19 protein-coding genes are annotated in these 22,604 nt (G+C 68.5%); 5 read left to right on the top strand and 14 right to left on the bottom strand.

Annotated elements, in window-relative coordinates:
* Window positions 1-83: 83 nt before the first annotated feature.
* The 3 genes from GGC47_RS17405 to GGC47_RS17395 all read right to left on the bottom strand — a co-directional run bounded on the left by GGC47_RS17405 (window position 84) and on the right by GGC47_RS17395 (window position 3,427).
* Complete coding sequence (locus GGC47_RS17405; RefSeq protein WP_370955209.1) at window positions 84-1,697, bottom strand: AMP-binding protein; 1,614 nt, start codon at window positions 1,695-1,697, stop codon at window positions 84-86.
* Between the two features lie 105 nt (window positions 1,698-1,802).
* The gene (locus GGC47_RS17400; protein WP_142023090.1) at window positions 1,803-2,852 is read right to left on the bottom strand and encodes an ABC transporter substrate-binding protein; all 1,050 of its coding nucleotides are present in this window, start codon (window positions 2,850-2,852) and stop codon (window positions 1,803-1,805) included.
* A gap of 116 nt (window positions 2,853-2,968) precedes the next feature.
* The gene (locus GGC47_RS17395) at window positions 2,969-3,427 is read right to left on the bottom strand and encodes an Lrp/AsnC ligand binding domain-containing protein (protein ID WP_038363168.1); all 459 of its coding nucleotides are present in this window, start codon (window positions 3,425-3,427) and stop codon (window positions 2,969-2,971) included.
* Between the two features lie 122 nt (window positions 3,428-3,549).
* On the opposite strand from GGC47_RS17395, the gene putA reads away from it, so the two are divergent.
* The 3 genes from putA to GGC47_RS17380 all read left to right on the top strand — a co-directional run bounded on the left by putA (window position 3,550) and on the right by GGC47_RS17380 (window position 7,653).
* Entirely contained in the window at window positions 3,550-6,639 is a 3,090-nt protein-coding gene (gene putA, locus GGC47_RS17390) for a bifunctional proline dehydrogenase/L-glutamate gamma-semialdehyde dehydrogenase PutA (RefSeq protein WP_370955082.1), read from the top strand.
* 109 nt (window positions 6,640-6,748) lie between these two features.
* A complete protein-coding gene (locus GGC47_RS17385; protein WP_142023088.1) occupies window positions 6,749-7,276 on the top strand; it encodes an RNA pyrophosphohydrolase in 528 nt (175 codons plus the stop codon).
* A complete protein-coding gene (locus tag GGC47_RS17380) occupies window positions 7,273-7,653 on the top strand; it encodes a VOC family protein (RefSeq protein ID WP_142023087.1) in 381 nt (126 codons plus the stop codon). Before GGC47_RS17385 ends, GGC47_RS17380 begins: the two co-directional genes overlap by 4 nt.
* A gap of 48 nt (window positions 7,654-7,701) precedes the next feature.
* On the opposite strand, the gene GGC47_RS17375 is transcribed toward GGC47_RS17380, so the two are convergent.
* The 6 genes from GGC47_RS17375 to GGC47_RS17350 form a co-directional block, all read right to left on the bottom strand.
* Window positions 7,702-8,115, bottom strand: a complete 414-nt coding sequence (locus GGC47_RS17375) for a F0F1 ATP synthase subunit epsilon (RefSeq protein WP_112764375.1) — start codon at window positions 8,113-8,115, stop codon at window positions 7,702-7,704.
* A gap of 115 nt (window positions 8,116-8,230) precedes the next feature.
* Window positions 8,231-9,721 (bottom strand): F0F1 ATP synthase subunit beta, encoded by a 1,491-nt coding sequence (atpD, locus tag GGC47_RS17370; RefSeq protein WP_038363157.1) that lies wholly within the window; start codon window positions 9,719-9,721, stop codon window positions 8,231-8,233.
* Window positions 9,722-9,796: 75 nt separating this feature from the next.
* Window positions 9,797-10,666 (bottom strand): F0F1 ATP synthase subunit gamma, encoded by an 870-nt coding sequence (locus tag GGC47_RS17365; RefSeq protein WP_038363156.1) that lies wholly within the window; start codon window positions 10,664-10,666, stop codon window positions 9,797-9,799.
* A gap of 104 nt (window positions 10,667-10,770) precedes the next feature.
* Window positions 10,771-12,303, bottom strand: a complete 1,533-nt coding sequence (atpA, locus tag GGC47_RS17360; protein WP_038363155.1) for a F0F1 ATP synthase subunit alpha — start codon at window positions 12,301-12,303, stop codon at window positions 10,771-10,773.
* A complete protein-coding gene (locus GGC47_RS17355) occupies window positions 12,303-12,872 on the bottom strand; it encodes a F0F1 ATP synthase subunit delta (RefSeq protein WP_429068560.1) in 570 nt (189 codons plus the stop codon). Before GGC47_RS17355 ends, atpA begins: the two co-directional genes overlap by 1 nt.
* A gap of 208 nt (window positions 12,873-13,080) precedes the next feature.
* Window positions 13,081-15,264 (bottom strand): primosomal protein N', encoded by a 2,184-nt coding sequence (locus GGC47_RS17350; protein WP_370955083.1) that lies wholly within the window; start codon window positions 15,262-15,264, stop codon window positions 13,081-13,083.
* A 59-nt stretch (window positions 15,265-15,323) separates the two neighbouring features.
* Between GGC47_RS17350 and GGC47_RS17345 the strand changes: the two genes are divergently transcribed.
* On the top strand, window positions 15,324-16,250 hold the full coding sequence (locus GGC47_RS17345; protein WP_038363151.1) for a tyrosine recombinase XerC: 927 nt from the start codon (window positions 15,324-15,326) through the stop codon (window positions 16,248-16,250).
* A gap of 155 nt (window positions 16,251-16,405) precedes the next feature.
* Window positions 16,406-16,966: a DUF4337 domain-containing protein gene (locus GGC47_RS17340; protein ID WP_038363148.1), complete on the top strand. Its 561-nt coding sequence runs from the start codon at window positions 16,406-16,408 to the stop codon at window positions 16,964-16,966.
* Window positions 16,967-16,995: 29 nt separating this feature from the next.
* Here the strand turns inward: GGC47_RS17340 and GGC47_RS17335 are convergent, their stop codons facing one another.
* Genes GGC47_RS17335 through GGC47_RS17315 form a run of 5 tightly spaced genes read right to left on the bottom strand, consistent with a single transcriptional unit; the run spans window position 16,996 to window position 22,555 of the window.
* Window positions 16,996-17,796 carry an SDR family NAD(P)-dependent oxidoreductase gene (locus tag GGC47_RS17335; protein ID WP_142023086.1) on the bottom strand — a complete coding sequence of 267 codons (801 nt, stop codon included), beginning with the start codon at window positions 17,794-17,796 and terminating at the stop codon, window positions 16,996-16,998.
* A 26-nt stretch (window positions 17,797-17,822) separates the two neighbouring features.
* Window positions 17,823-19,211: an amidase gene (locus tag GGC47_RS17330; protein WP_142023085.1), complete on the bottom strand. Its 1,389-nt coding sequence runs from the start codon at window positions 19,209-19,211 to the stop codon at window positions 17,823-17,825.
* 26 nt (window positions 19,212-19,237) lie between these two features.
* Window positions 19,238-20,098: an ABC transporter permease gene (locus GGC47_RS17325; protein WP_038363142.1), complete on the bottom strand. Its 861-nt coding sequence runs from the start codon at window positions 20,096-20,098 to the stop codon at window positions 19,238-19,240.
* On the bottom strand, window positions 20,095-21,039 hold the full coding sequence (locus GGC47_RS17320; RefSeq protein WP_142023083.1) for an ABC transporter permease: 945 nt from the start codon (window positions 21,037-21,039) through the stop codon (window positions 20,095-20,097). The genes GGC47_RS17325 and GGC47_RS17320 overlap by 4 nt, the downstream gene beginning before the upstream one ends.
* Before the next feature lie 25 nt (window positions 21,040-21,064).
* Window positions 21,065-22,555, bottom strand: coding sequence for an ABC transporter substrate-binding protein (locus GGC47_RS17315; RefSeq protein WP_142023082.1), 1,491 nt, complete (start codon window positions 22,553-22,555; stop codon window positions 21,065-21,067).
* Window positions 22,556-22,604 lie beyond the last annotated feature (49 nt).

Here is a 22,604-nt window from a genome sequence, read left to right as displayed (position 1 = left end):
CTTCTCAGAGTGTTTTGACAGTTCGAGCCCTCATCCTGAGGAGCGCCGCTACGCGGCTCCTCAGGATGAGGGCTGCCTCCTGCCTACCCTTCCGCCCGCAGCAGCCTGCGGATGATCTTGCCGGTCGTCGTCAGCGGCAGTTCCTCGCGAAAGGCGATCTCGCGCGGATATTCATGCGCCGAGAGCCGCGCCCTGACGAAATCCTGTAATTCGGACACCAGCGCCGGCGAGCCGGCATAACCCGGCTTCAGCACGACGAAGGCCTTGACGATCTCCGTGCGCAGCGGATCGGGCTTGCCCACGGCCGCCGCCAGCGCCACCGCCGGGTGCCGCAGCAGGCAGTCCTCGATTTCGCCCGGCCCGATGCGATAGCCCGAGGAGGTGATGACGTCGTCGTCGCGGCCGATGAAGCGGACATAGCCGTCCTCGTCCTCAACGCCCTCGTCGCCGGTCGTCATCCAGTCGCCGATGAACTTCGCCGCCGTGGCCGCGGGATTGTTCCAGTAGCCGAGGAACATCACCGGATCGGGGCGCCTGACCGCGATCTGTCCCTCCTCGCCGGCTGCGCAGACCGAGCCGTCCGGCCGGATGATCGCGACCTCATGTCCCGGCACCGCCTTGCCGATCGCGCCCGGCCGGCTGACGCCGATCGCGGCGCTCGACGCGAGCACGAGATTGCATTCGGTCTGGCCATAGGCCTCGTTGATGGTGAGGCCGAGCGCCTCGCGCCCCCATTCCAGCGTCTCGGCGCCCAGCGCCTCGCCGGCGGCAGCGACACTTCTGAGGTTCAGCGTGAAACGGCCGCGCGGGCTGCCGGCGCCGCGCAGCATCCGGAGCGCCGTCGGCGGCACGAAGGCGTTGCGGATCCGCAAATCCTGCATCAGCCGGTAGGCTTCGTCCGGCTCGAAGCGCGTCACCGGCCGCGCCACCACCGCGACGCCGAAATGCAGCGCCGGCAGCAGCATGTTGAGCAGGCCGCCGGCCCAGGCCCAGTCGGCCGGCGTCCAGGCGAGATCGCCCGGCCGGGGCATGAACTCATGCGGCATCTGCACGCCCGGCAGATGGCCCGGCAGCACGCGGTGGCCGTGCAGCGCGCCCTTCGGATTGCCGGTGGTGCCGGAGGTGTAGATCATCAGCGCCGGATCGTCGGGCGTGGTGTCGACCGGCGTGAAATCCGGGCTCGCCCCGGCCAGCAGCGCCTCCCAATCCTCGGCCTCGCCATCGCGGCCATCGGTCGAGATGACCAGCGCGAGCCCGGGCAAGGGCTCCTCGATCCGGCGCAGCTTCGCCAGCCCCGGCGCGTTCGTCACGACGACCTTCGCGCCGGAATCGGCCAGGCGGTAGGTCAGCGCATCGACGCCGAACAGCGCCGCCAGCGGCACCGCGATGGCGCCGAGCTTGTAGGCCGCGAGATGGGCGGCGAGCACCGCCCGCCCCTGCGGCAGCAGGATCGCGATGCGGTCGCCGCGCGCGACGCCACGCGCCCGCAAGGCATTGGCGAGCCGGTTGGAATATTCCCGGAACCAGCCGAAGCTGACCGGCTCGACCTGCCAGTCGCCCGACACCTCGATGATCGCCGGCCGCTCCGGCTCGGCCATGGCCCAGCGGTCGCAGACATCGGCGGCGATGTTGTAGCGCTCGGGGATGCGCCAGCGGAAAGCGGAACGCAGCTGGGTGTAATCGGGCAGGTCGGGCAGGTGCAAAGAACCGGGATCCGGTGGAAAAAGGCGCGGCACGATAGGCAGCCCGCCCCGCCCTGTCACCCTCTCATGGGACAGGCCGCCTTGCGCCAGGCGCGGCGCTCAGAACAGGCGCTCGTCCTTCGCCGGCAGAAAGGCGTCGGTGAAGGCATCGCCCGCGCGGGCCTTGTCGCGGAAGGGCTGGGCCTGCGCGCTCTGCTCCAGCGCCGCCGCCCAGCGCACCCGGTCGATGCCGCCGAGCCCGTGTTCCCTCACAGAGGGCGTCAGCACGTTCTGCGCGAGCGCCAGCGTCAGCCGCTCGCGCTCGACCTCGGCTTGCGCATTCTCATTGCGACGCATGATCGCCTGCACGCCGAGGTCGGGATTCGCAGCCACATCCCGGACACCGCGAACCAGCGCCCGCAGGAGCCCGCGCACGGCCTCCGGCTTGTCGGTCGCGAGCTTGGGCGAAACCATGATCGCATTGCCGTAGAGCAGGACCCCGTGATCGGCCATCGTCATCACGACGATGTCGTCGGCCGGCACCCCGCGCGCCTTCAGGCCGGCAAAGGAATAGGGACCGAAGCCGAAGGCGGCGTCGACCTCCCCGGAAGCCAGCATCGGCTCCCTGACGGGGAAGCCGATATTTTCCAGCCGGATCCGGCTGTCGTCGATCCGGGTGAGGACCTTGAAGAGCGGCCATTGCGCGAAGGCGGCATCCGCCGCCGGTGCGCCGAGCTTCTTGTCTTCGAGGCTCGCCGGCTCGGCCGAGATGCCGCGGCTGCGGCGGCCGATGACGGCGAAAGGCGGGCGATCATGGATCATCATCACCGCCTTGAGATCCTGGCCGGCATTCGCATCCCGGAAGCGCATCAACGCATTGACGTCGCCGCAGGCGGCATCGAACTCGCCGGCCGCCACGCGCGCCGGGGTTTGCCGCGCCCCACTTCCCGCCTCGAAGCTGACATCGAGCCCTTCCGCACGGAAATAGCCCTTCTCCTGCGCGGCGAGGAACAGCCCCGCGAGCCCTTCGAGGCGCCAGCTCAGCAGCATCCGGATCGGCGTCACCGTCTCGGCCGAGACCGGTCTCGCCCCGAAGCCGCAGGCGGCGGCTCCCGCCACGAAAGCGCGGCGCGAGAGCAGAACGGAAGCACGGGGCGGCAGGGGCGCCATGGGAACCTCGGAAGCATTCTGGCCGGAACGGCCGGCCGTCGATCGCCTACCGGAGCAGTTTGAGATCACAACACGTTGAAATCACGTCAACATCGTCACGCGATTGCGTCGGGCGGTCACAATGGCAGCGCGCCATCGGTCTTGACCTCTTCCATCACGGCATAGGTGCGCGTCTCGCGCACCGCCGGCAGGGCGAGCAGCACCTCACCGAGGAAGCGGCGATAGGCATTCATATCGGCCACGCGCGTCTTCACGAGATAATCGAAACCGCCCGCCACCATATGGCATTCCAGCACTTCCGGCGCCCGCTTCACCGCCGCGGCGAAGCGCTCGAAGGCATCGGGCGTCGTCTTGTCGAGATAGACCTCGACGAAGACGAGCAGGTTCAGGCCGAGCCGCGTCGGATCGAGCGTCGCGCGATAGCCGGTGATGAAACCGTCCCGCGTCAGGCGTTTCAGCCGCTCGCCCGTGGCCGTGGGAGAAAGCCCGACCTTTTCGGCGAGCTCGACGCCGGCGATCCGGCCGTCGCCCTGCAGAAGCGAGAGGATGCGGCGGTCCGTCCGGTCCAGCATGATAAATCTCTGTAAAATTCGTCTTCTATGAAGTTTCATAAGGCAAATTTACCTGAAATGCCAATTGATATGCGGCCGATCTCTCATCATCCTTCAGATATTCCAGCCCGCCTTCGGAGCCCCTTATGGCCATCTCGACCGTCCCGCCTTTCCGCGCGCCTTATGCCGAGGATGACGGCGCAATGGCCGGCCGGCTGCTCGCAGGCGCCCGCCGCGACCCTGCGGCCAAGGCCCGGATCGACGCCCGCGCCACCGGGCTGATCGAGGCGATCCGCAGCCGCAAGGTAGGCCTGGGCGGCATCGAGGAATTGCTGCGCGAATATTCGCTCTCGACCAAGGAGGGCCTCGCGCTGATGGTGCTGGCGGAGGCGCTGCTGCGCGTGCCTGACGCCGCTACCGCCGACCGGCTGATCGAGGACAAGCTCGGCCAGGGCGATTTCGCCCATCACGAAGCGAAATCGGACGCCTTCCTGGTCTCGGCCTCGGCCTGGGCGCTCGGCATCACCGCGCGCGTCATCCAGCCCGGCGAAACGCCGACGGGCATCGTCAGCAGCCTCGCCAAGCGCCTGGGCGTGCCGACGGTTCGCACCGCGACGCGCCAGGCGATGCGCGTCATGGGCAACCATTTCGTCCTCGGCCAGACCATCGAGGAGGCGCTGAAGCGCGCCCGCTCCGGCACCGGCAAGCTTTATCGCTATTCCTTCGACATGCTGGGCGAAGGCGCACGCACGCAAGCCGACGCCGACCGCTATTTCGCCTCCTACACCGCCGCGATCGACGCCATCGGCCGCTCCGCCGGCAACGACAGGCTGCCCAACCGCCCCGGCATCTCGGTCAAGCTCTCGGCGCTGCATCCGCGCTATGACGCGACGAACCATGAGCGCGTGCTGTCGGAGCTCGTGCCGAAGGTCGTCGCGCTCGCCCGTCAGGCCAAGGGCTACGACCTCAACTTCACCGTCGATGCCGAGGAGGCCGACCGGCTGGAGCTCTCGCTCGACGTGATCGACGCCGTCTTCGCCGATGCCTCGCTCGACGGCTGGGACGGCTTCGGCCTTGCCATCCAGGCCTATCAGAAGCGCGCCTCGGCGGTGATCGACCATATCGGCCGCCTCGCCGAAACCCACAGCCGGCGCATGATGGTGCGGCTGGTCAAGGGCGCCTATTGGGACACCGAGCTCAAGCGCGCCCAGGAGCGCGGCCTGCCCGACTATCCCGTCTTCACCCGCAAGGCGATGACGGACCTGAATTACGAAGCCTGCGCGGCCCAGCTCCTGAAGCTTAGGCCGCGCATCATCCCGCAATTCGCGACGCATAACGCGCTCACCGTCGCGACCGTCGCCGAGATGGCGGGGAATGCCGAGGGCTTCGAATTCCAGCGCCTGCACGGCATGGGCGAGGCCCTCTACGAGAAGCTGCTGCGCGAGAACGAAGGCTATGCCTGCCGGACCTATGCGCCGGTCGGCGGCCATCAGGACCTGCTCGCCTATCTCGTCCGCCGCCTGCTCGAGAACGGCGCCAACTCCTCCTTCGTCAGCGCCTCCGGCGACCCCGAGGTTCCGGTCTCGCAGCTCCTGCTGGCGCCGGCCGAGATCATCGGCTCGGCCAGCGCCGCCCGCCACCGCCGCATCCCGCTCCCGGCCGATCTCTACGGCCCCTCGCGCAAGAACTCGGCCGGCACCGAGCTCGGCCATGAGGAAAGCCTCGACGGTCTGCTGAAGGAGATCGCGGCGGCCGGCCAATTCCCCGATGCCGCGCCGATCATCGACGGCAAGCCGCAGCCCGGCACGGCCCGCGAGGTGCGCTCGCCCATCGACGGCACGCCGATCGGCAAGGTGATCGAGGCCGATGCCGCGACCGCCGAGCGCGCCATGGCCGCGGCAGTGAAGGGCTTCCGTGCCTGGAACGAGACGCCGGCCCGCATTCGCGCCGCGGCGCTGCGCAAGGCCGCCGACATCATGGAGGCCCGACGCGGGCTCCTGATCGCGCTTCTGCAAGGCGAAGCCGGCAAAACCATCGACGACGCCATTTCCGAGGTGCGCGAGGCCGTCGATTTCTGCCGCTACTATGCGGCGCAGGCCGAGGAGCATTTCGCCACGCCGACCGCGCTTCCCGGCCCGACCGGCGAGGAGAACCGGCTCGTCCTGCGCGGGCGCGGCGCCTTCGTCTGCATCGCGCCCTGGAACTTCCCGCTCGCGATCTTCGCCGGGCAGGTCGTGGCCGCGCTCGTCGCCGGCAACAGCGTCGTCGCCAAGCCTGCCCCGCAGACGCCTTTGATCGCGGCCGTGGCGATCAGGATGCTGCACGAGGCCGGCGTGCCCGTCAGCGCGCTGCATCTCGTGCCAGGCGGCACGGAGGCCGGCTCGGCCCTGGTCGCGCACAAGGACGTGGCCGGCGTCGCCTTCACCGGCTCGACCGCGACCGCGCGCGGGATCAACCGGACGCTCGCCGCCAAGGACGGCCCGATCGTACCGCTGATCGCCGAGACCGGCGGCCTCAACGCCATGATCGTCGACGCCACCGCCCTGCCCGAACAGGTCAGCGACGACGTGGTGATGTCAGCCTTCCGTTCGGCCGGGCAGCGCTGCTCGGCGCTGCGCCTGCTGGTGGTGCAGGACGACGTTGCCGACAAGATGATCGAGATGATCGAAGGTGCGACCAAAGAGCTGAAGCTCGGCGATCCCCGCAAGCTCGACATCCATATCGGCCCGGTCATCGACGCCGCCGCCAGGCAGCGCCTCGACGCCCATCTCGCCGCCATGCGCCAGCAGGGTCGCGTCGCCTGGGCCGGGCAGGCGCCCGAGCTCGGCGGCACCTATGTCGCGCCGCATATCGTCAGGCTCGACCGGGTCAGCGACCTCACCGCCGAGCATTTCGGCCCGATCCTGCATGTCGTGCGCTGGAAGGCGGGCGAGCTCGACAAGGTCATCGCCGAGATCGACGCGACCGGCTACGGCCTGACGCTGGGCGTCCACTCGCGCATCGAGACGACGGTCGAGCGCGTCATCGAGCGGCTCTCTGCCGGCAATATCTACGTCAACCGCAACATCATCGGCGCGGTCGTCGGCGTGCAGCCCTTCGGCGGCCATGGCCTGTCCGGCACCGGCCCCAAGGCCGGCGGCCCGCACTATCTGATGCGCTTCGCCACCGAGCAGACCGTGACGATCAACACGGCCGCCGCCGGCGGCAATGCCAGCCTGATCGCGATGGGGGAATGAGTAGGCGCCTCCCGCGCCGTCATGCTCGGGCTTGACCCGAGCATCTCATGCCGAGAACACTGGTTTCCGAGATGGCCGGGTCAAGCCCGACCATGACGAGCCAAGGCGAATGACGGACGCAGCCCTCCCCTACCGCCCCAATGTCGGCATCGCCCTGTTCAACGCCGAAGGGCTGGTCTTCACCGGGAAGGCCCACAGCGCCGGCCCCGAGATCATCCTGCCCGGCCGGGACTGGCAGATGCCGCAGGGCGGCATCGATCCCGACGAGGAGATCGTCGCGGCCGCCCGGCGCGAGCTGGCGGAGGAAACCGGCATCGCCGGCGCGGAACTCTTGGCGGCGACGGAGGAGTGGTGGAGCTACGACTTCCCGCCCTATGACGGGCCGCCGCACAAGCTGGCGGCCTTTCGCGGCCAGCGCCAGCGCTGGGTCGCCTTCCGCTTCACGGGCGACGAGCGCGAGATCGACATCGGCAAGCCCAACGGCGACGAGCCGCCGGAGTTCGGCGCCTGGCGCTGGCGCCCGCTCGCGGAGATGCCGGAGCTCGTCGTGCCGTTCAAGCGAGCGGTCTATGCGCGGGTGGCCGCCGCTTTCGCCGCCTTCGCCGTGCCCATGGTTTCCCGGGGAGAAGCGAGATGAGCCTCGTCGAACTCGACCACTGCGTCATCCACGTCTCCGACTGGGAGCGCTCGAATGCCTTCTATCGCGACGTGATCGGCGCCGAGATCGTGCCGAACGGCGACGGCTTCGTCTATCGCATCGGCCGCGCCCAGCTCAATTGCCACGGCCCCGGGCTGCAGCCCACGCCCGTCGCGAGGCTGCCCGTCCCGCCCGGCGGCAGCGATCTCTGCTTCGCCTGGCCGGGACCGATCGCGGAGGCGATCGCCCATCTCGAACGGCAGGAGGTCGCGATCGAGCTCGGGCCTGTCCAGCGCTTCGGCCGTGGCGGTCGCGGCACCAGCGTCTATTTCCGCGACCCGGACGGTTCGCTGCTCGAATTCATCAGCTACGTATGAAAAAGGCCGCTCGCGCGGCCTTTTCTGTTCCGGATATGGGAGCTGGGCTCAGGCCGCCTTGCGCTGCTCGAAGACGTGCTTGAACTCGCGCAGCTGCACCAGCGTGTCGTGCAGGCGCTTCTTCTCGTCGTCATTGTGCGAGCCGGAGAGGCGGGTCTCGGCAGTCAGGATCTCGGCGTCGAGAACGGCGGTGTCGACGTCCTCGATGAAGCGGCCCTGCTCGGCCAGGATCGTCGTCGAGGCCTGGTTGACCTCGACGAGGCCGCCATTGACGAAGAACTCCTTGCCGTTGCTCTCCGTCGTCTGGACGAAGACGATGCCGGCCTTGATCACGGCAACCAGCGGCGCATGGCCGGCCAGCACGGTCATTTCGCCCTCGACCGAAGGAACGATGACGCTGACGACATCGCCCGAGAACAGGATGCGCTCCGGCGAGACGAGTTCGAACTTGAAGGTGGCCATCGTTTCATTCTCCCCGGTTCGTCATGACCGGGCTTGACCCGGTCATCTCGGAAACCAGCGTGTTCTGGTCATGAGATCCCCGGGGCAAGCCCGGGGATGACGCGTGCGGAATGCCTTACGCCGCCTCGGCGGCCAGGCGCTGCGCCTTCTCGACGGCTTCCTCGATCGAGCCGACCATGTAGAAGGCCGCCTCCGGCAGGTGATCGTACTTGCCCTCGACCAGGCCCTTGAAGCCCTTGATCGTGTCCTCGAGCGAGACGAGCTTGCCCGGCGAGCCGGTGAAGACTTCCGCGACGTGGAAGGGCTGCGACAGGAAGCGCTCGATCTTGCGGGCGCGCGCCACGGTCATCTTGTCGTCTTCCGAGAGCTCGTCCATGCCCAGGATCGCGATGATGTCCTGCAGCGCCTTGTAGCGCTGGAGCACCTGCTGGACCTGGCGAGCGACGCCGTAGTGCTCCTCACCGACGATGTCGGCCGAGAGCATGCGCGAGGTCGAGTCGAGCGGGTCGACCGCCGGATAGATGCCCTTTTCCGCGATCGAGCGCGAGAGCACGGTCGTGGCATCGAGGTGGGCGAAGGAGGTGGCCGGCGCCGGGTCGGTCAGGTCGTCCGCCGGCACGTAGATCGCCTGCACCGAGGTGATCGAGCCCTTGGTCGTGGTGGTGATGCGCTCCTGCAGGTTGCCCATGTCGGTGGCGAGCGTCGGCTGATAGCCCACCGCCGAAGGGATGCGGCCGAGCAGCGCCGACACTTCCGAACCCGCCTGCGTGAAGCGGAAGATGTTGTCGACGAAGAAGAGCACGTCCTGGCCCTTGTCGCGGAAGTCCTCGGCGACGGTCAGGCCGGCGAGAGCGACGCGCATGCGGGCGCCCGGGGGCTCGTTCATCTGGCCGTAAACGAGGGCGCATTTGGAGCCAGCGGTCGAGCCACCGTTCTCCTTCGGGTCCTTGTTGACGTTGGACTCGATCATCTCGTGATAAAGGTCGTTACCCTCGCGGGTGCGCTCGCCGACGCCGGCGAACACCGAGTAGCCGCCATGGGCCTTCGCGACGTTGTTGATCAGCTCCATGATCAGCACGGTCTTGCCGACGCCGGCGCCGCCGAACAGGCCGATCTTGCCGCCCTTGGCGTAGGGAGCCAGCAGGTCGACGACCTTGATGCCGGTGACGAGGATCTGCGCCTCGGTCGACTGTTCGGAATAGGCCGGGGCCGGCTGGTGGATGCCGCGGGTGGCGGTGGTCAGGATCGGGCCGGCTTCGTCGACCGGCTCGCCGATGACGTTCATGATGCGGCCGAGGCACTCCTCGCCGACCGGCACGGCGATCGGGGCGCCGGTGTCGGTGACCGACTGGCCGCGAACCAGACCTTCGGTCGAGTCCATCGCGATGGTGCGAACCGTGTTCTCGCCGAGATGCTGGGCGACCTCGAGGACGAGGCGGTTGCCGAGGTTGTCGGTCTCGAGCGCGTTCAGGATCTCCGGCAGGGCGCCGTCGAACTGCACGTCGACGACGGCGCCGATGACCTGGGCAACGCGGCCGGTGCCGGTGTTGGCGGGCTTGTCGTCAGCGGACTTCGTCTTGGTGGTCTTGGTAGCGGCTTTGGCCATGGTGGAACCTCGGGACTAGCGCATTCGGATGTTTCGGCTGCCGGCGGAAAGCGCCGCCGGCGGAAGGCTGGGCGGTTAGAGCGCTTCCGCGCCGGAGATGATCTCGATCAGTTCCTTCGTGATCATCGCCTGGCGCGAGCGGTTGTAGAGCTGCGTCTGCTTCTTGATCATCTCGCCGGCGTTGCGCGTGGCGGAATCCATCGCGGACATGCGCGCGCCCTGCTCGGAGGCGGCGTTCTCGAGCAGCCCGCGCAGGATCTGAACGGTCAGATTGCGCGGCAGCAGCGCCTCGAGAATCTCGCCTTCGTCCGGCTCGTAGTCGTAGACGGCGTCGGTCTGCTTCGTCCCTTCCGGAATCTCGGCCGGGATGATGCGCTGCGCTGTCGGGATCTGGGCGATCACCGACTTGAACTTCGAGAAGAACAGCGTCGCGACGTCGAACTCGCCGGCGGCGAAGCGGGCGAGCAGGTTCTGGGCGATCGCCTCGGCATTGACGTAGCCGACCTGCTTGAACTCGCGCAGGTCGATGAACTCGATGATCTCGTCGGCGAACTGACGCCGCAGGATGTCGTAGCCCTTCTTGCCGACGCAGATGATCTTGACCGTCTTGCCTTCGGCCTTGAGCGCATTCGCCTTGTCACGCGCCAGTCGCGCGATCGAGGAGTTGAAGGCGCCACACAGGCCGCGCTCGGCGGTCAGCACCAGCAGCAGATGCACCTTGTCCGAGCCCGTGCCGGCGATCAGGCGCGGCGCGCTCGAACCGGACACGCCGGAAGCGAGGTTCGACAGCACCGTCTCCATGCGCTCGGCATAGGGGCGCGCGGCCTCGGCAGCCATCTGCGCCCGGCGCAGCTTCGCAGCCGCGACCATCTGCATGGCCTTGGTGATTTTCTGCGTCGCCTTCACCGAGGCGATGCGGTTGCGTAGGTCCTTGAGGGACGGCATCCGATCTTGATCCCCTACCCGTCAGCCACGGAAAGCGCGGCAACGAAGCATTTCAGAGAAGCGGTGCGGCGAAGCTCCTGGCTCCGCCGCACCGAAGGTGATGATCAGGCGAAGGACTTCGCGAAGCCCGCGACGATGTCCTTGAGCTTGGCGGCGTTGGCGTCCGACAGATCCTTGCTCGTGCCGATCTCAGCGAGGAGGTCGGCATGCTTGCCGCGGACCAGCGCCAGCAGCCCGTCCTCGAAGGAGCGGACCTTGTTGACCGGCATCGCGTCGAGATAGCCGTTCACGCCGGCATAGATCACGACGACCTGCTCTTCCATCTTCAGCGGCGAGAACTGCGGCTGCTTCAGCAGCTCGGTCAGGCGGGCGCCGCGGTTGAGCAGGCGCTGCGTCACCGCGTCGAGGTCCGAGCCGAACTGGGCGAAGGCGGCCATCTCGCGGTACTGGGCGAGCTCGCCCTTGATCTTGCCGGCGACCTTCTTGGTGGCCTTGGTCTGCGCCGAGGAGCCGACGCGCGACACCGAGAGGCCGACGTTCACCGCCGGGCGGATGCCCTGGTAGAACAGGTCCGTCTCCAGGAAGATCTGGCCGTCGGTGATCGAGATCACGTTGGTCGGGATGTAGGCGGAGACGTCGTTCGCCTGGGTCTCGATGACCGGCAGCGCCGTCAGCGAGCCGAGGCCGGCGGCCTCGCCCATCTTCGCCGCGCGCTCGAGCAGGCGGGAGTGGAGATAGAACACGTCGCCCGGATAGGCTTCGCGGCCCGGCGGGCGGCGCAGCAGCAGCGACATCTGGCGGTAGGCGACGGCCTGCTTGGAGAGGTCGTCATAGATGATCACGGCGTGCATGCCGTTGTCGCGGAAGAACTCGCCCATCGAGCAGCCGGCGAAGGGCGCCAGGAACTGCATCGGGGCCGGGTCCGAGGCGGTGGCGGCCACGACGATGGAGTACTCCATCGCGCCGCGCTCCTCGAGCACCTTCACGAGCTGGGCGACGGTCGAGCGCTTCTGGCCGACGGCGACGTAGACGCAGTAGAGCTTCTGGCTCTCGGGGGCGCCTTCGACGTTCAGCGGACGCTGGTTCAGGATCGTGTCGAGCGCGATCGCGGTCTTGCCGGTCTGGCGGTCGCCGATGATGAGTTCGCGCTGGCCGCGGCCGATCGGGATCAGGGCATCGACCGCCTTGAGGCCGGTCGCCATCGGCTCATGCACCGACTTGCGCGGGATGATGCCGGGCGCCTTGACGTCGACACGGCGACGCTCCTTGGCCTTGATCGGACCCTTGCCGTCGATCGGGTTGCCGAGCGCGTCGACGACGCGGCCGAGCAGCTCCTTGCCGACGGGAACGTCGACGATGGCGCCGGTGCGCTTGACGGTCTGGCCTTCCTTGATCTCGCGGTCGGAACCGAAGATCACGACACCGACATTGTCGCTCTCGAGGTTGAGCGCCATGCCGCGCACGCCGGACTCGAACTCGACCATCTCGCCGGCCTGGACCTTGTCGAGGCCGTAGACGCGGGCGATGCCGTCACCGACGGAGAGAACCTGGCCGACTTCGGTCACCGAAGCTTCCGAGCCGAAATTCGAGATCTGAGCCTTCAGGATGGCGGAGATTTCAGCGGGGCGGATGTCCATCAGCCGACCTCTTTCATGGCAAGACGAATTGAATTGAGCTTGGTTTTCAGCGAGGCGTCGACCATGCGGGAGCCCATCTTGACGACGAGCCCGCCGATCAGCGCCGGATCGACCTTGATCGAGACGTCGACATCCTTGCCGGCGACGCCCTTCAGCGCCGCGCGGATCTCGTCGACGCGCTTGGCCGTGGGCTGCTCGGCGACCGTCACCTCGGCGGAGACGATGCCCTTGGCCTCGGCGACCAGGCGCTTGTAGCCGGCGATCATGCCCGGCAGCGCGAAGAGGCGGCGCTTGCTGGCGACCAGCCCGATGAAATTGGCGGTGATGCCGGTGATGCCGGCCTTCTCGAGCACGGCCTTGATCGCCGCGACCTGCTCCTCGGCGGTGAAGGCCGGGCTCTCGATCAGGCGGGTGAGATCGGCGCTCTCGGAGAGCAGGCCGTTGAAGGCGTCCAGAGCGGCGGCGACGGTGTCGATCGCGCCCGTCTCCTCAGCCAGCTCGAACAAAGCGGTGGCATAGCGCTGCGCTACGCCCGACACCAGTGTCCCCTGCGATCCGCCTTCTGCCACGCTTCCCGTCTCTCGTTTCAAGGGCTTGCACCGGCGACCTTCCGGGGAAGGTGGAGTGCATCGTCCCGACGCTGCGAGTATCACAGGCGCAAAGCCAGCGACACGGCTTCGCGACCAAAATGTGGCGGTGCACTAGCATGTGGTTCCGGGGCACGCAATCGCTAGTTCGACCATGGAAGTGGCGATTGGGCCACGGCTTTCAGCAATTTTACAGGAAGCTCTGCGGATCGACATCGACCGCGACCCGGACCGACCCCTTGGGTTTGGGCCCGCGCTTCAGCCAGGCGCGCAGATAGTCCTGCAGGTTGACCTCGCGGGTCGTCCTGACGATCAGACGCATGCGATGGCGCCCGCGCAGCACCGCCAGAGGCGCTTCCGCCGGCCCCAGCACCGCGATTCCGTCGCCGGCCTCGGCGCAGCGCGCCAGCGCGCGGGCATGGCTTTCGGCCTCGGCCTGACCGTTCGCGGAGACGATCAGCGCCGCCAGCCGGCCGAAGGGCGGCAGCCCCGCAGCCTCCCGCGACGCCTCCTCTGCGGCATAAAACCGCTCCGGGTCGCCCGAGACCAGCGCCTTGAGCACGGGATGCTCCGGGTCATGCGTCTGAAGCAAGGCGCGGCCGGGTTTCTCGCCCCGTCCTGCACGGCCCGTGACCTGCCGCAGCGCCTGAAAGGTCCGCTCGGCCGCGCGCGGGTCGCCCGAGGTCAGGCCGAGATCGGCATCGACGACGCCGACCAGCGTCATGCCGGGGAAATTATGGCCCTTGGCGACGAGCTGCGTGCCGATGACGATGTCGAACTCACCCTCGGCCACCGCCATCAGCTCCGTCTTCAGGCGTTCCGTCCCTCCGGGAAAATCGCTGGAGAGCACGATCGAGCGTGCCTGTGGAAAAAGCGTCGCGACCTCCTCGGCCAGCCGCTCGACGCCCGGCCCGCAGGCCATCAGGCTCTCGGGCTTGTGGCAGGCCGGACATTCCTGCGGCCGGCGCTCGACATGGCCGCAATGATGGCAGACCAGCGCCCGCCGGAACCGATGATCGACCAGCCAGGCCGTGCAGTTCGGGCACTGGAAGCGGTGACCGCAATCGCGACAGAGCGTCAGCGGCGCATAGCCGCGCCGGTTCAGGAAGAGCAGCGACTGCTCCTTGGCCTCGATATTGGTCTCGATCGCCTTGACCAGCGCGCCGGAGAGCCAGCGCCCGCGCTCCGGCTTGTCCCGTCGCAGATCGACGAGGCCGAGCGTCGGCAATTCGCGCCCGCCGAAACGCTCCGGCAGCTTGAGATGGGTGTAGCGGCCGCGCTCGGCATTGACGCGGGTTTCCAGCGAGGGCGTCGCGGAAGCCAGCACGACCGGCGCGTTCTCGATGCGCCCGCGCACCACAGCCATGTCGCGAGCATGGTAGGAGACCCCATCCTCCTGCTTGTAGGCGGATTCATGCTCCTCATCGACGACGACGAGGCCGAGATCCTTGTAGGGCAGGAACAGCGCCGAGCGGGCGCCCGCCACCACCTTCGCCTCGCCGCTCGCGATCGCCGCCTGCAGCCGCTCGCGTTTTCGGCCAGTTACAGCCGAGTGCCAGAGCCCCGGCCTGACCCCGAAGCGGGCCTCGAAGCGGTCGATGAACTGCGCGGTCAGCGCGATCTCCGGCATCAGGATCAGGCTCTGCCGGCCCTGCCGGATCGCCTCCGCCACCGCCTCGAAATAGACCTCGGTCTTGCCCGAGCCGGTGACGCCTTCGAGCAGCGCGACGCTGAACGCCCTCGCCTGCACGGCGGCCACCAGCGCCTGCGCCACCTCGCCCTGCCCCTCCGACAGCTCCGGGACGGCATGGTCGGGATCGGGCAGCGCCGCGATGGCTTCGCGCGGCATCGGCTCGACGATGAAGGTGCCGGCATCGACGAGGGAATCGATCACGGCAGCGCTGACCGAGGCCGCCTCGGCCAGCGCCGATTTCGCGATCAGCAGGCCACCCTCGGCCGCGGCGATGGCACGAGCGCGGGCCGGCGTCATCCGGCCGGGCGGCGGCCCGGCGAGCCTGACGCCGAGCTTCGGTCGCTCGGGCGTATCGTCCGGCTGCCGGCGCAGCGCCAATGCGAGCACCGAGCCTTTCGGCGCGAGCGTGTACCAGGCGACCCAGTCGACGAGCTTCCTGAGCGCCGGATCAAGCGGCGGCATGTCGTATTTGCCGGTGACCTGCTTGAGGTTGCCGCCGCGCCCGGCCCCGACGGCCCAGACCACGCCGACGGTCTCGCGCGGCCCCAGCGGCACCTGCACGACATCGCCGGCCGCAAGCGCGAGCCCCGGCGGCACGGCATAGCTATAGGCCTGGTCGAGCCCGAGCGGGATCAGCACGTCGACCGTGCCGCCTTCGATCATGTCCGCCGTCTCGTCCATCGTGCCAGTGTCTAGCACCGATTCGGCTGCTGTTAAGGCAGGAGCGTCATGCTTCAGCGATGACCGATTTCGACTCCTTCCGGCAGGACTGGCTGACCCATCTTTCGGCCGAGCGGCGCCTCTCGCCGAAGACGCTTGAAGCCTATGGCCGCGATCTCGGCCAGTTCACCGCTTTCCTCACCGGGCATCTCGGCGGAGCGCCCTCGCTCGCCGATATCGCCGCGCTGAAGCCCGTCGACCTGCGCGCCTTCCTCGGCCAGCGCCGCCGCGACGGGGTCGGCAACCGCACGCTGATGCGCCAGCTCGCGGCTTTGCGCTCCTTCGCCCGCTTCGGCGAGCGCAGCGGCAAGCTCACCGCCGCCGCCTTCGCCGCGACGCGCGGGCCGCGCCTCGGCAAATCGCTGCCGCGCCCGCTCGAACCCGCCTCCGCGCGCGCCGTCACCCAGGCCGACACCCGCGCCGGCGAGGAGCGCGAGCAATGGATCCTGGCCCGCGACGCCGCCGTGCTCGGCCTGCTCTATGGCAGCGGCCTGCGCATCTCGGAGGCGCTTTCGCTCGCCCGTGCCCAGGCGCCGCAAAGCGCCGGCGAGACGCTGACCGTGATCGGCAAGGGCTCGAAGACGCGGATGGTACCGGTGCTGCCAGTGGTGGTGGCCGCCATCGCGGAATATCTCAAGCTCTGCCCCTGGCGCCTGCCGCCGGAAGGTCCGCTCTTCGTCGGCGCCAAGGGCGGGCCGCTATCGCCCCGCATCATCCAGCTCGCGGTCGAGGGGCTGCGCGGCGCGCTCGGCCTGCCCTCATCCGCGACGCCGCACTCCCTGCGCCATTCCTTCGCGACGCATCTGCTCGGGCGCGGCGGCGATCTGCGCGCCATCCAGGAACTGCTCGGCCACGCCTCGCTCTCGACCACGCAGATCTACACCCGCGTCGATTCCGCCCGGCTGATGGCGGCCTATGACGCCGCCCATCCGCGGGCGGGGCGCTGACATCGGACCGAAAAGTGGAAACCCCTTTTCGGACGAATCCGATGCAAGAAACGGAACGCCATCTTGCGTCCGCCTGGGCGCATGGCGACCCGACATCTTGCTGCCGCAACGGAAAGCCTTAAACAGCGGCCATAGTGGCCCTGCGAGGTGATTCGATGTCGGAACCTGTCGAGATCCCGGAAGGCGGCAACAAGCGCATCGCGCTGCTGATCGCCTGTCTGGCCCTGCTGCTGGCGCTGGCTGAGATCGGCGGCAAGCAGGCCGAGAACGACGCGATCGCGCGCAACATCGACGCTTCCAATCTCTGGGCCTTCTTCCAGGCCAAGACGATCCGCGGCACCGTGGTGACCACGGCGGCGGAAACGCTCGAGCTCGATCTTGCCGCGACCGCCGATGCGGCGACCCGCGACCGGCTGCAGAAGCGCATCGACGGCTGGAAGGCGACGGCCGCCCGCTACAACAGCGAGCCCGAGACCAATGAAGGCCGCAAGGAGCTGATGGCACGGGCCAAGGCGGCCGAGCAGCAGCGCGACGACTACAAGGCCCGCAACGAGAATTTCGAGATCGCCTCGGGCCTGCTCCAGATCGGCATCGTCGTCGCTTCGGCCTCGATCATCACCGGCGTGGCGTTGCTCGCCGGCGTTGGCGGCGGGCTCGGCGCCGTCGCGATCGCCTTCATGGGGCTCGCGCTGTTCGCCCCGCATCTGCTGTTCTGAGGGCGCTGCTGCCTCGGTAAGGGGCTGCCTCAGTAGTGGATGGCGCCCCGCATGCCGCCGCCGCAGGCGATGGCATCGCCATTGATCGCGACGCTGCGCGGCGAGGCGAGGAAGGCGACGATATCCGCGACCTCCGCCGCATCGACCAGCCGGCCGATGGTGACGTTCGCGGTCATGCCGGCCTCGACCTCCGCCTCGCTCTTGCCGCTGACCTGCGCCCGCGCCCCGACCAGCCAGGCCGTGCGCTCGGTCCGCGTCACGCCGGGATGGACGACGGTGACGTTGATGCCTTGCGGGCCGAGCTCGTCGGCGAGGTTCTTGGTCATCGCCGCGACCGCGACATTGCGCATCGAGCCGATGGTGGAGCCGGTCGAGCGCGCCGCGAGACCGCTGATATTGATGATCCGGCCCCAGCCATTCGCCGCCATATGCGGCGCGGCCTCGCGCGCCATGCGCAGATAGCCCATCACCTTGACGTTGACGTCGTCCCAGAACAGCGCGTCGGTGATCTCGGCGAGCTTCGGCGGCGGCGCCTGCCCGCCCGGCTTGCCCGCCGCGTTCACGAGGATATCGAGCCCGCCGAGCACCTCGACGGCATGGGCGACGAGCGCCTTCACCGAGTCGTCGTGCTGGGTATCGACGGTATGGCCAACCACCTTGCGCCCGCTCTCGGCCGCGAGCGCCGAGGCGGCCTCGGCCAGCTCGTCCCGGTTGCGCGCGGCGATGACGACATCGGCGCCCTCGAGCGCGAGCTGCCGCGCGACGGCGCGCCCGATGCCCTTGCTGCCACCGGTCACCAGCGCGCGCTTGCCCTTGAGTTGCAGATCCATGGCTTCTCTCCTGTTCGATGAAAGCGTCAGGCCGAGGGTGCGCGCGGCCAGATGATCGGGCCGCGCATCTCTTCCCAGGCCCGCGCCATCCTGAGCACGCCGAGATCGTCGAAGCGCCTGCCGGTGATCTGCAGGCCGATCGGCAGCCCGGCCTTCGTCGTCCCGGCATGAACCGAGACCCCCGGCTGGTCCGACATGTTCGCCGCCACCGTGAAGCAGATATGCTCGAAGGGCTTGGCGGGGTCGTTAATGGGCGAGGCCCATTCCGCCGGATAGCTCGGCACCGGCGACACCGGCGAGAGGATGAAATCGTAAGGCAAGATCGCCTTCAGCGCGGCGTCGCGCATCGCCATCATCTGGCTCATGCCGCGATAGACCCGCTCGCCCGGCAGGTTCTGCCCGCCCTTCGCCCACTGGAAGATGTAGGGCAGGACCTTGGCCTGCTTCTCCGCCGGCAGGGCGCCGATATCGGCCCAGGCGCGCTGGCGCCAGAAATCGTCGAGCCCGTCGAGCATCGCGCGGGTGATGTGAGGCCCGACCGGCTCGACGATGGCCCCGGCATCGGCAAAGGCTTTCGCCGCCGCCTCGATCGCAGCCTTCGTCTCGGGCTCGACGGGGAGCCCGATGCCGGCATCGCGCTGGAGGCCGATGCGCAGCCCCTTCAGATCGATGTCCAGCGCCAGCCAGTCGATGTCCTGCGGCGGCAGGCTCATGCCGTCGCGCGCATCGGGCTTCGAGAGTTCCCGCATCGTCAGCGCGGCATCCTCAACCGTGCGCGTCATCGGCCCGGCGACGCGGCCGTAATAGGTCGGGTCGATCGGCACGCGCCCGAAGCTCGGCTTGAACCCCACCAGCCCGCACCAGCCCGCCGGCAGGCGGATCGAGCCGCCGATATCGGTGCCGACATGCAAGGGGCCGTAGCCCGCGGCCCCGGCCGCACCGGCCCCGGCGGAGGAGCCGCCGGGATTCTTCGTCACGTCCCATGGATTGCGTGCGAGCCTGTGGAAGCTCGACAGCCCGGAGGAGAGCATGCCGTAATCCGGCATCGTCGTCTTGCCGAGGATGACGCAGCCGGCCTCGCGCAGCCTTGCCGCCGGGGGCGCATCGTCGGCGGAAGGAGCGAGATCGTTCGCGGCCGTGCCCAGCGGCACGGCCACGCCCTTGGTGCGGATATTCTCCTTGATCGTGCCGGGCACACCGTCGAGCGCCAGCGCCTCGCCCTTCAGCCAGCGCGCCTCCGAGGCTTTTGCCTGCGCCCGCGCCGCGTCGGAATCATAGGCCCAGAGCGCGTCGAGCTTCGGCTCCCAGGCGGCGATGCGGGCGATGACGGCCTCCGTCACCTCGACCGGCGAGAGCGAGCGGCCGCGATAGGCGGACAGCAGCTCGGCCGCGCTCAGATCGGCAAGGTCGGTCATCGAAGCATCCTCATTCCCTTCAACCCTCACCGGCTGCGGCGCAGGCGCGGATCGATCGCGTCGCGCAGACCGTCGCCGAGCAGATTGAATCCCAGCACGGTCAGCGCGATCGCGGCACCCGGAAAGATCGCAAGCCAGGGCTGCGCCGCCATGAAGGTCTGGGCTTCGTTGAGCATCCGCCCCCAGGAGGGGTTGGGCGGCTGCGTGCCCAGGCCAAGATAGGACAGACCCGCCTCCGCCAGCACGGCCAACGCGAACTGGATCGTCGCCTGCACCACCAGAATGCCGGCGATGTTCGGCAGGATATGATGCAGCGTGATCTGGCGGTTGTTCAGCCCGTTGGCCCGCGCCGCCTGGATGAAATCCTGCGCCCAGACCTGCAGCGCCGCGCCTCGTGCCAGCCTTGCGAAATAGGGCAGGTTCAGCACGCCGATCGCGACGACGGCATTGAGCATGCCGGGCCCGGCGATGGCGGTCATCATGATCGCGGTGAGTACGGCCGGGAAGGCGTGGGTGAAATCAGCGGTCCTCATGATGACGTTGTCGAGGACGCCGTCGCGCCTCACCGCCGCGACCAGCCCCAGCACCGTCCCCAGCACCATGCCGATGCCGACCGCGCCCAGCCCCACCGCCAGCGAGTTGCGCGCGCCGACCATGATCATCGAGAAGACGTCACGGCCGAACGGGTCGGTGCCGAACCAGTTCGCCGCCGAGGGTCCTTGCAGCCGCTTCAGGATCGCCATCTGCGTCGGCGGATGCGGCGTCCAGACATAGGAAACCAGCGCCAGCGCCACCACGGCAAGGCTCAATGCCGCCCCGATCACGAAGGAAGGCCCGAGCCACCAGCGCCTTTTGCCATCGGGCGCCTTGACGACCGTCGCGCTCATGCCTGCCTCAGCCGCGGATCGATCAGCCCGTAGAGCAGTTCCACGGCGAAATTGATGATGATGGCGAGGCCGGCGAAGAGCATGACGAGGTCCTTGACCACGATCAAATCGTGCTGGGCGATGGCCTGGAAGACCAGCCGCCCCAGCCCCGGCAAGGCGAAGACGTTCTCGATGATGATGGCGCCGGCGATCAGCACGGAGAATTGCAGGCCGAGGATCGTCACCACCGGGATCAGCGCGTTACGCAGCGCGTGCCGGCGCATCGTCGTGCCCTCGCTCAGCCCCTTGGCGCGGGCGGTGCGGACGAAATCCTCCTGCAGCGTGTCGAGCATGGCCGAGCGCGTCACCCGCGCGATGATCGCCGCCTGCGGCAGGGCGAGCGCCAGCGCCGGCATGGCCAGCGACTTCAGCGAGGTGGCCAGCCCCGCCTGCCAGCCCGGAAAGCCGCCCGCCGGCAGCCAGCCGAGCCCGACCGCGAAGACGAGCACCAACAAGAGCCCAAACCAGAAATTCGGAATCGCGAGCCCCGCCTGCGCGAAGGCCATGACGCCGGCATCGGCCAGCCTGCCATGGCGCGAGGCGGCGAGCACGCCGAGCGGCATGCCGATCAGGACGGCAAGCGCGATCGCGAGCACGGCGAGCGGCAGCGTCACCGCCATCCGCTCCATGATGAGCTGCGCCACCGGCACACGATAGGTATAGCTCAGGCCGAGATCGCCGGTGGCGAGCCCGCCGAGCCAGAGGAGGAAGCGCAGCGGCGCCGGCTTGTCGAGGCCCAGCTCGGCGTGGAGCGCCGCCAGCGCCTCGGGCGAGGCGTTGAGGCCGAGCGTCACCGCCGCCGGATCGCCCGGCAGCACCTCCAGCACGAGGAAGATCACCAGCGCCGCCGCCAGCAGCGTCAGCACCAGTACGACAAGGCAGCGCAGGATGTAGCCGATCACGAGAAGATCCCGGGCGGAGCCGCGTTCAACGCCAGCGCAGCTCCGCCAGCGGCGTCACCGGCAATGGCCAGTCGGTCCACATGCCCTCCAGTTCGGCCTTGGCGACGGTGATCTTCGGCAGGATGAACAGGAAGCCGTTGACCGCGTCCTCGGCCAGCATGCGCTGCGCCTGCTTGTAGAGCTCGTTGCGCTCGCCCTCGTCCAGCGTCCCCGCGATCCTGGCGATCAGCGCCTTGAAGGCGGGATTCCTGTACTGGAAGTAGTAGTCGTCGCGCGCATAGATATCGATGTCGAGCGGCTCGGTATGGGCGATGATGCTGAGGTCGTAATCCTTGTTGCGGAAGACGCGCTCCAGCCATTGCGGGAATTCGAGCGGCTCGATGGAAACGTTGATCCCGACCTGGCCCAGCAGCGCCGCGACGATCTCGCCGGCCCGGCGCGCATAGGAAGGGGGCGGCAGCTTCAGCGTGCAGGAGAAGCCGTTGGGGAAACCCGCCTCCTTGAGCAGCGCCTTCGCCTTCTCGGGGTCGTAAGGGTAGGTGCCGGTCAGGTCGATATAGGCCGGGTGCAGCGGCGAGAAATGGCTGCCGATCGGGGTGACGTCGAAGCCGTAGACGCCGAGCGCGATGGTCTTGCGGTCGAGCGCATGGGCGATGGCCTGCCGCACCCTAGGATTGTCGAAGGGCGGCTTGGCGTTGTTGGTGGCGAGCACCGTCTCGCCCTCGGTCTTGCCGATGGTGACCTTGAGCCTGGGATCGGCCTGGAGTTGCGGCACCGCCTCCGGCGCCGAGAGATTGGTGTTGGCGTCGACATCGCCAGCCCGCAGCGCCGCGACCTGTGCCTGCGGATCGGACATGAAGCGGAAGGTCGCCTTCGCCAATGATGGCTTCTGCCCCCAATAGCCGTCGAAGCGGGTGAGTTCGAGCCGGTCGCCCCGGTTCCAGCGCGCGAACTTGAACGGCCCGGTTCCGATCGGGGCGGTCTTGTTGTTCGCCGCCGTCGCCGGCGCGACGATCACGGCATCGCCCCAGCTCAACCCGTAGAGGAAGCTCGCCGTCGGATGCTTGAGCTTGATGACGACGGTCGCGGGGTCGGGCGTCGCGATCTCCGCGATCGGCGTGAAGAGCTGGCGCTGCGCATTCGTCGAATCCGGCGCCACGGCCCGCTCGAAGGAGAATTTCACCTCCGCGGAGGTGAAGGGCGTGCCGTCATGGAAGGTCGCGCCGCTCCTGAGCGTGAAACGATAGGTGACGTTGTCGGGCGCGATCTCCCAGCTCTCGGCGAGGCCGGGCTGGATCTTGCCGGTCCGGTCCATCCTGACCAGCCCCTCGAAGATGTTCTGCAGCGTCACCTCGCGGATCGCCTGCGCGGCGCCGGAGGTCGGGTCGAGCGTCGGCGGCTCCAGCGTCATGCCGATGCTGACGGCATCCTTCGCCTGGGCGAAAGCGATTGCCGGCATCTGGGTCGCGACAGCCGCCAGACCGGCCCCTGCCAGAAGTTCACGCCGCGTCGTCATCGTCATCGCTCCGGTTGCGGCGGGCAAGATGGCGTGGGTCCGGCAGCGC

Source organism: Allobosea sp. OAE752 (genome assembly GCF_050433265.1).
Lineage (GTDB): Bacteria > Pseudomonadota > Alphaproteobacteria > Rhizobiales > Beijerinckiaceae > Allobosea > Allobosea spartocytisi.
Note: the sequence above shows the minus strand (reverse complement) of the source record. Positions and strands in the feature narration are given on the sequence as shown.

Excerpts from the sequence above, each read along its gene's own strand:
- GGC47_RS17315 (WP_142023082.1), bottom strand. The coding sequence starts at position 22,555 with ATGACGACGCGGCGTGAACTTCTGGCAGGGGCCGGTCTGGCGGCTGTC.
- GGC47_RS17325 (WP_038363142.1), bottom strand. The coding sequence starts at position 20,098 with ATGAGCGCGACGGTCGTCAAGGCGCCCGATGGCAAAAGGCGCTGGTGG.
- atpA (WP_038363155.1), bottom strand. The coding sequence starts at position 12,303 with ATGGACATCCGCCCCGCTGAAATCTCCGCCATCCTGAAGGCTCAGATC.
- putA (WP_370955082.1), top strand. The coding sequence starts at position 3,550 with ATGGCCATCTCGACCGTCCCGCCTTTCCGCGCGCCTTATGCCGAGGAT.
- GGC47_RS17385 (WP_142023088.1), top strand. The coding sequence starts at position 6,749 with ATGACGGACGCAGCCCTCCCCTACCGCCCCAATGTCGGCATCGCCCTG.
- GGC47_RS17380 (WP_142023087.1), top strand. The coding sequence starts at position 7,273 with ATGAGCCTCGTCGAACTCGACCACTGCGTCATCCACGTCTCCGACTGG.
- GGC47_RS17375 (WP_112764375.1), bottom strand. The coding sequence starts at position 8,115 with ATGGCCACCTTCAAGTTCGAACTCGTCTCGCCGGAGCGCATCCTGTTC.
- GGC47_RS17345 (WP_038363151.1), top strand. The coding sequence starts at position 15,324 with ATGACCGATTTCGACTCCTTCCGGCAGGACTGGCTGACCCATCTTTCG.
- GGC47_RS17350 (WP_370955083.1), bottom strand. The coding sequence starts at position 15,264 with ATGGACGAGACGGCGGACATGATCGAAGGCGGCACGGTCGACGTGCTG.
- GGC47_RS17400 (WP_142023090.1), bottom strand. The coding sequence starts at position 2,852 with ATGGCGCCCCTGCCGCCCCGTGCTTCCGTTCTGCTCTCGCGCCGCGCT.
- GGC47_RS17335 (WP_142023086.1), bottom strand. The coding sequence starts at position 17,796 with ATGGATCTGCAACTCAAGGGCAAGCGCGCGCTGGTGACCGGTGGCAGC.
- atpD (WP_038363157.1), bottom strand. The coding sequence starts at position 9,721 with ATGGCCAAAGCCGCTACCAAGACCACCAAGACGAAGTCCGCTGACGAC.
- GGC47_RS17330 (WP_142023085.1), bottom strand. The coding sequence starts at position 19,211 with ATGACCGACCTTGCCGATCTGAGCGCGGCCGAGCTGCTGTCCGCCTAT.
- GGC47_RS17365 (WP_038363156.1), bottom strand. The coding sequence starts at position 10,666 with ATGCCGTCCCTCAAGGACCTACGCAACCGCATCGCCTCGGTGAAGGCG.
- GGC47_RS17340 (WP_038363148.1), top strand. The coding sequence starts at position 16,406 with ATGTCGGAACCTGTCGAGATCCCGGAAGGCGGCAACAAGCGCATCGCG.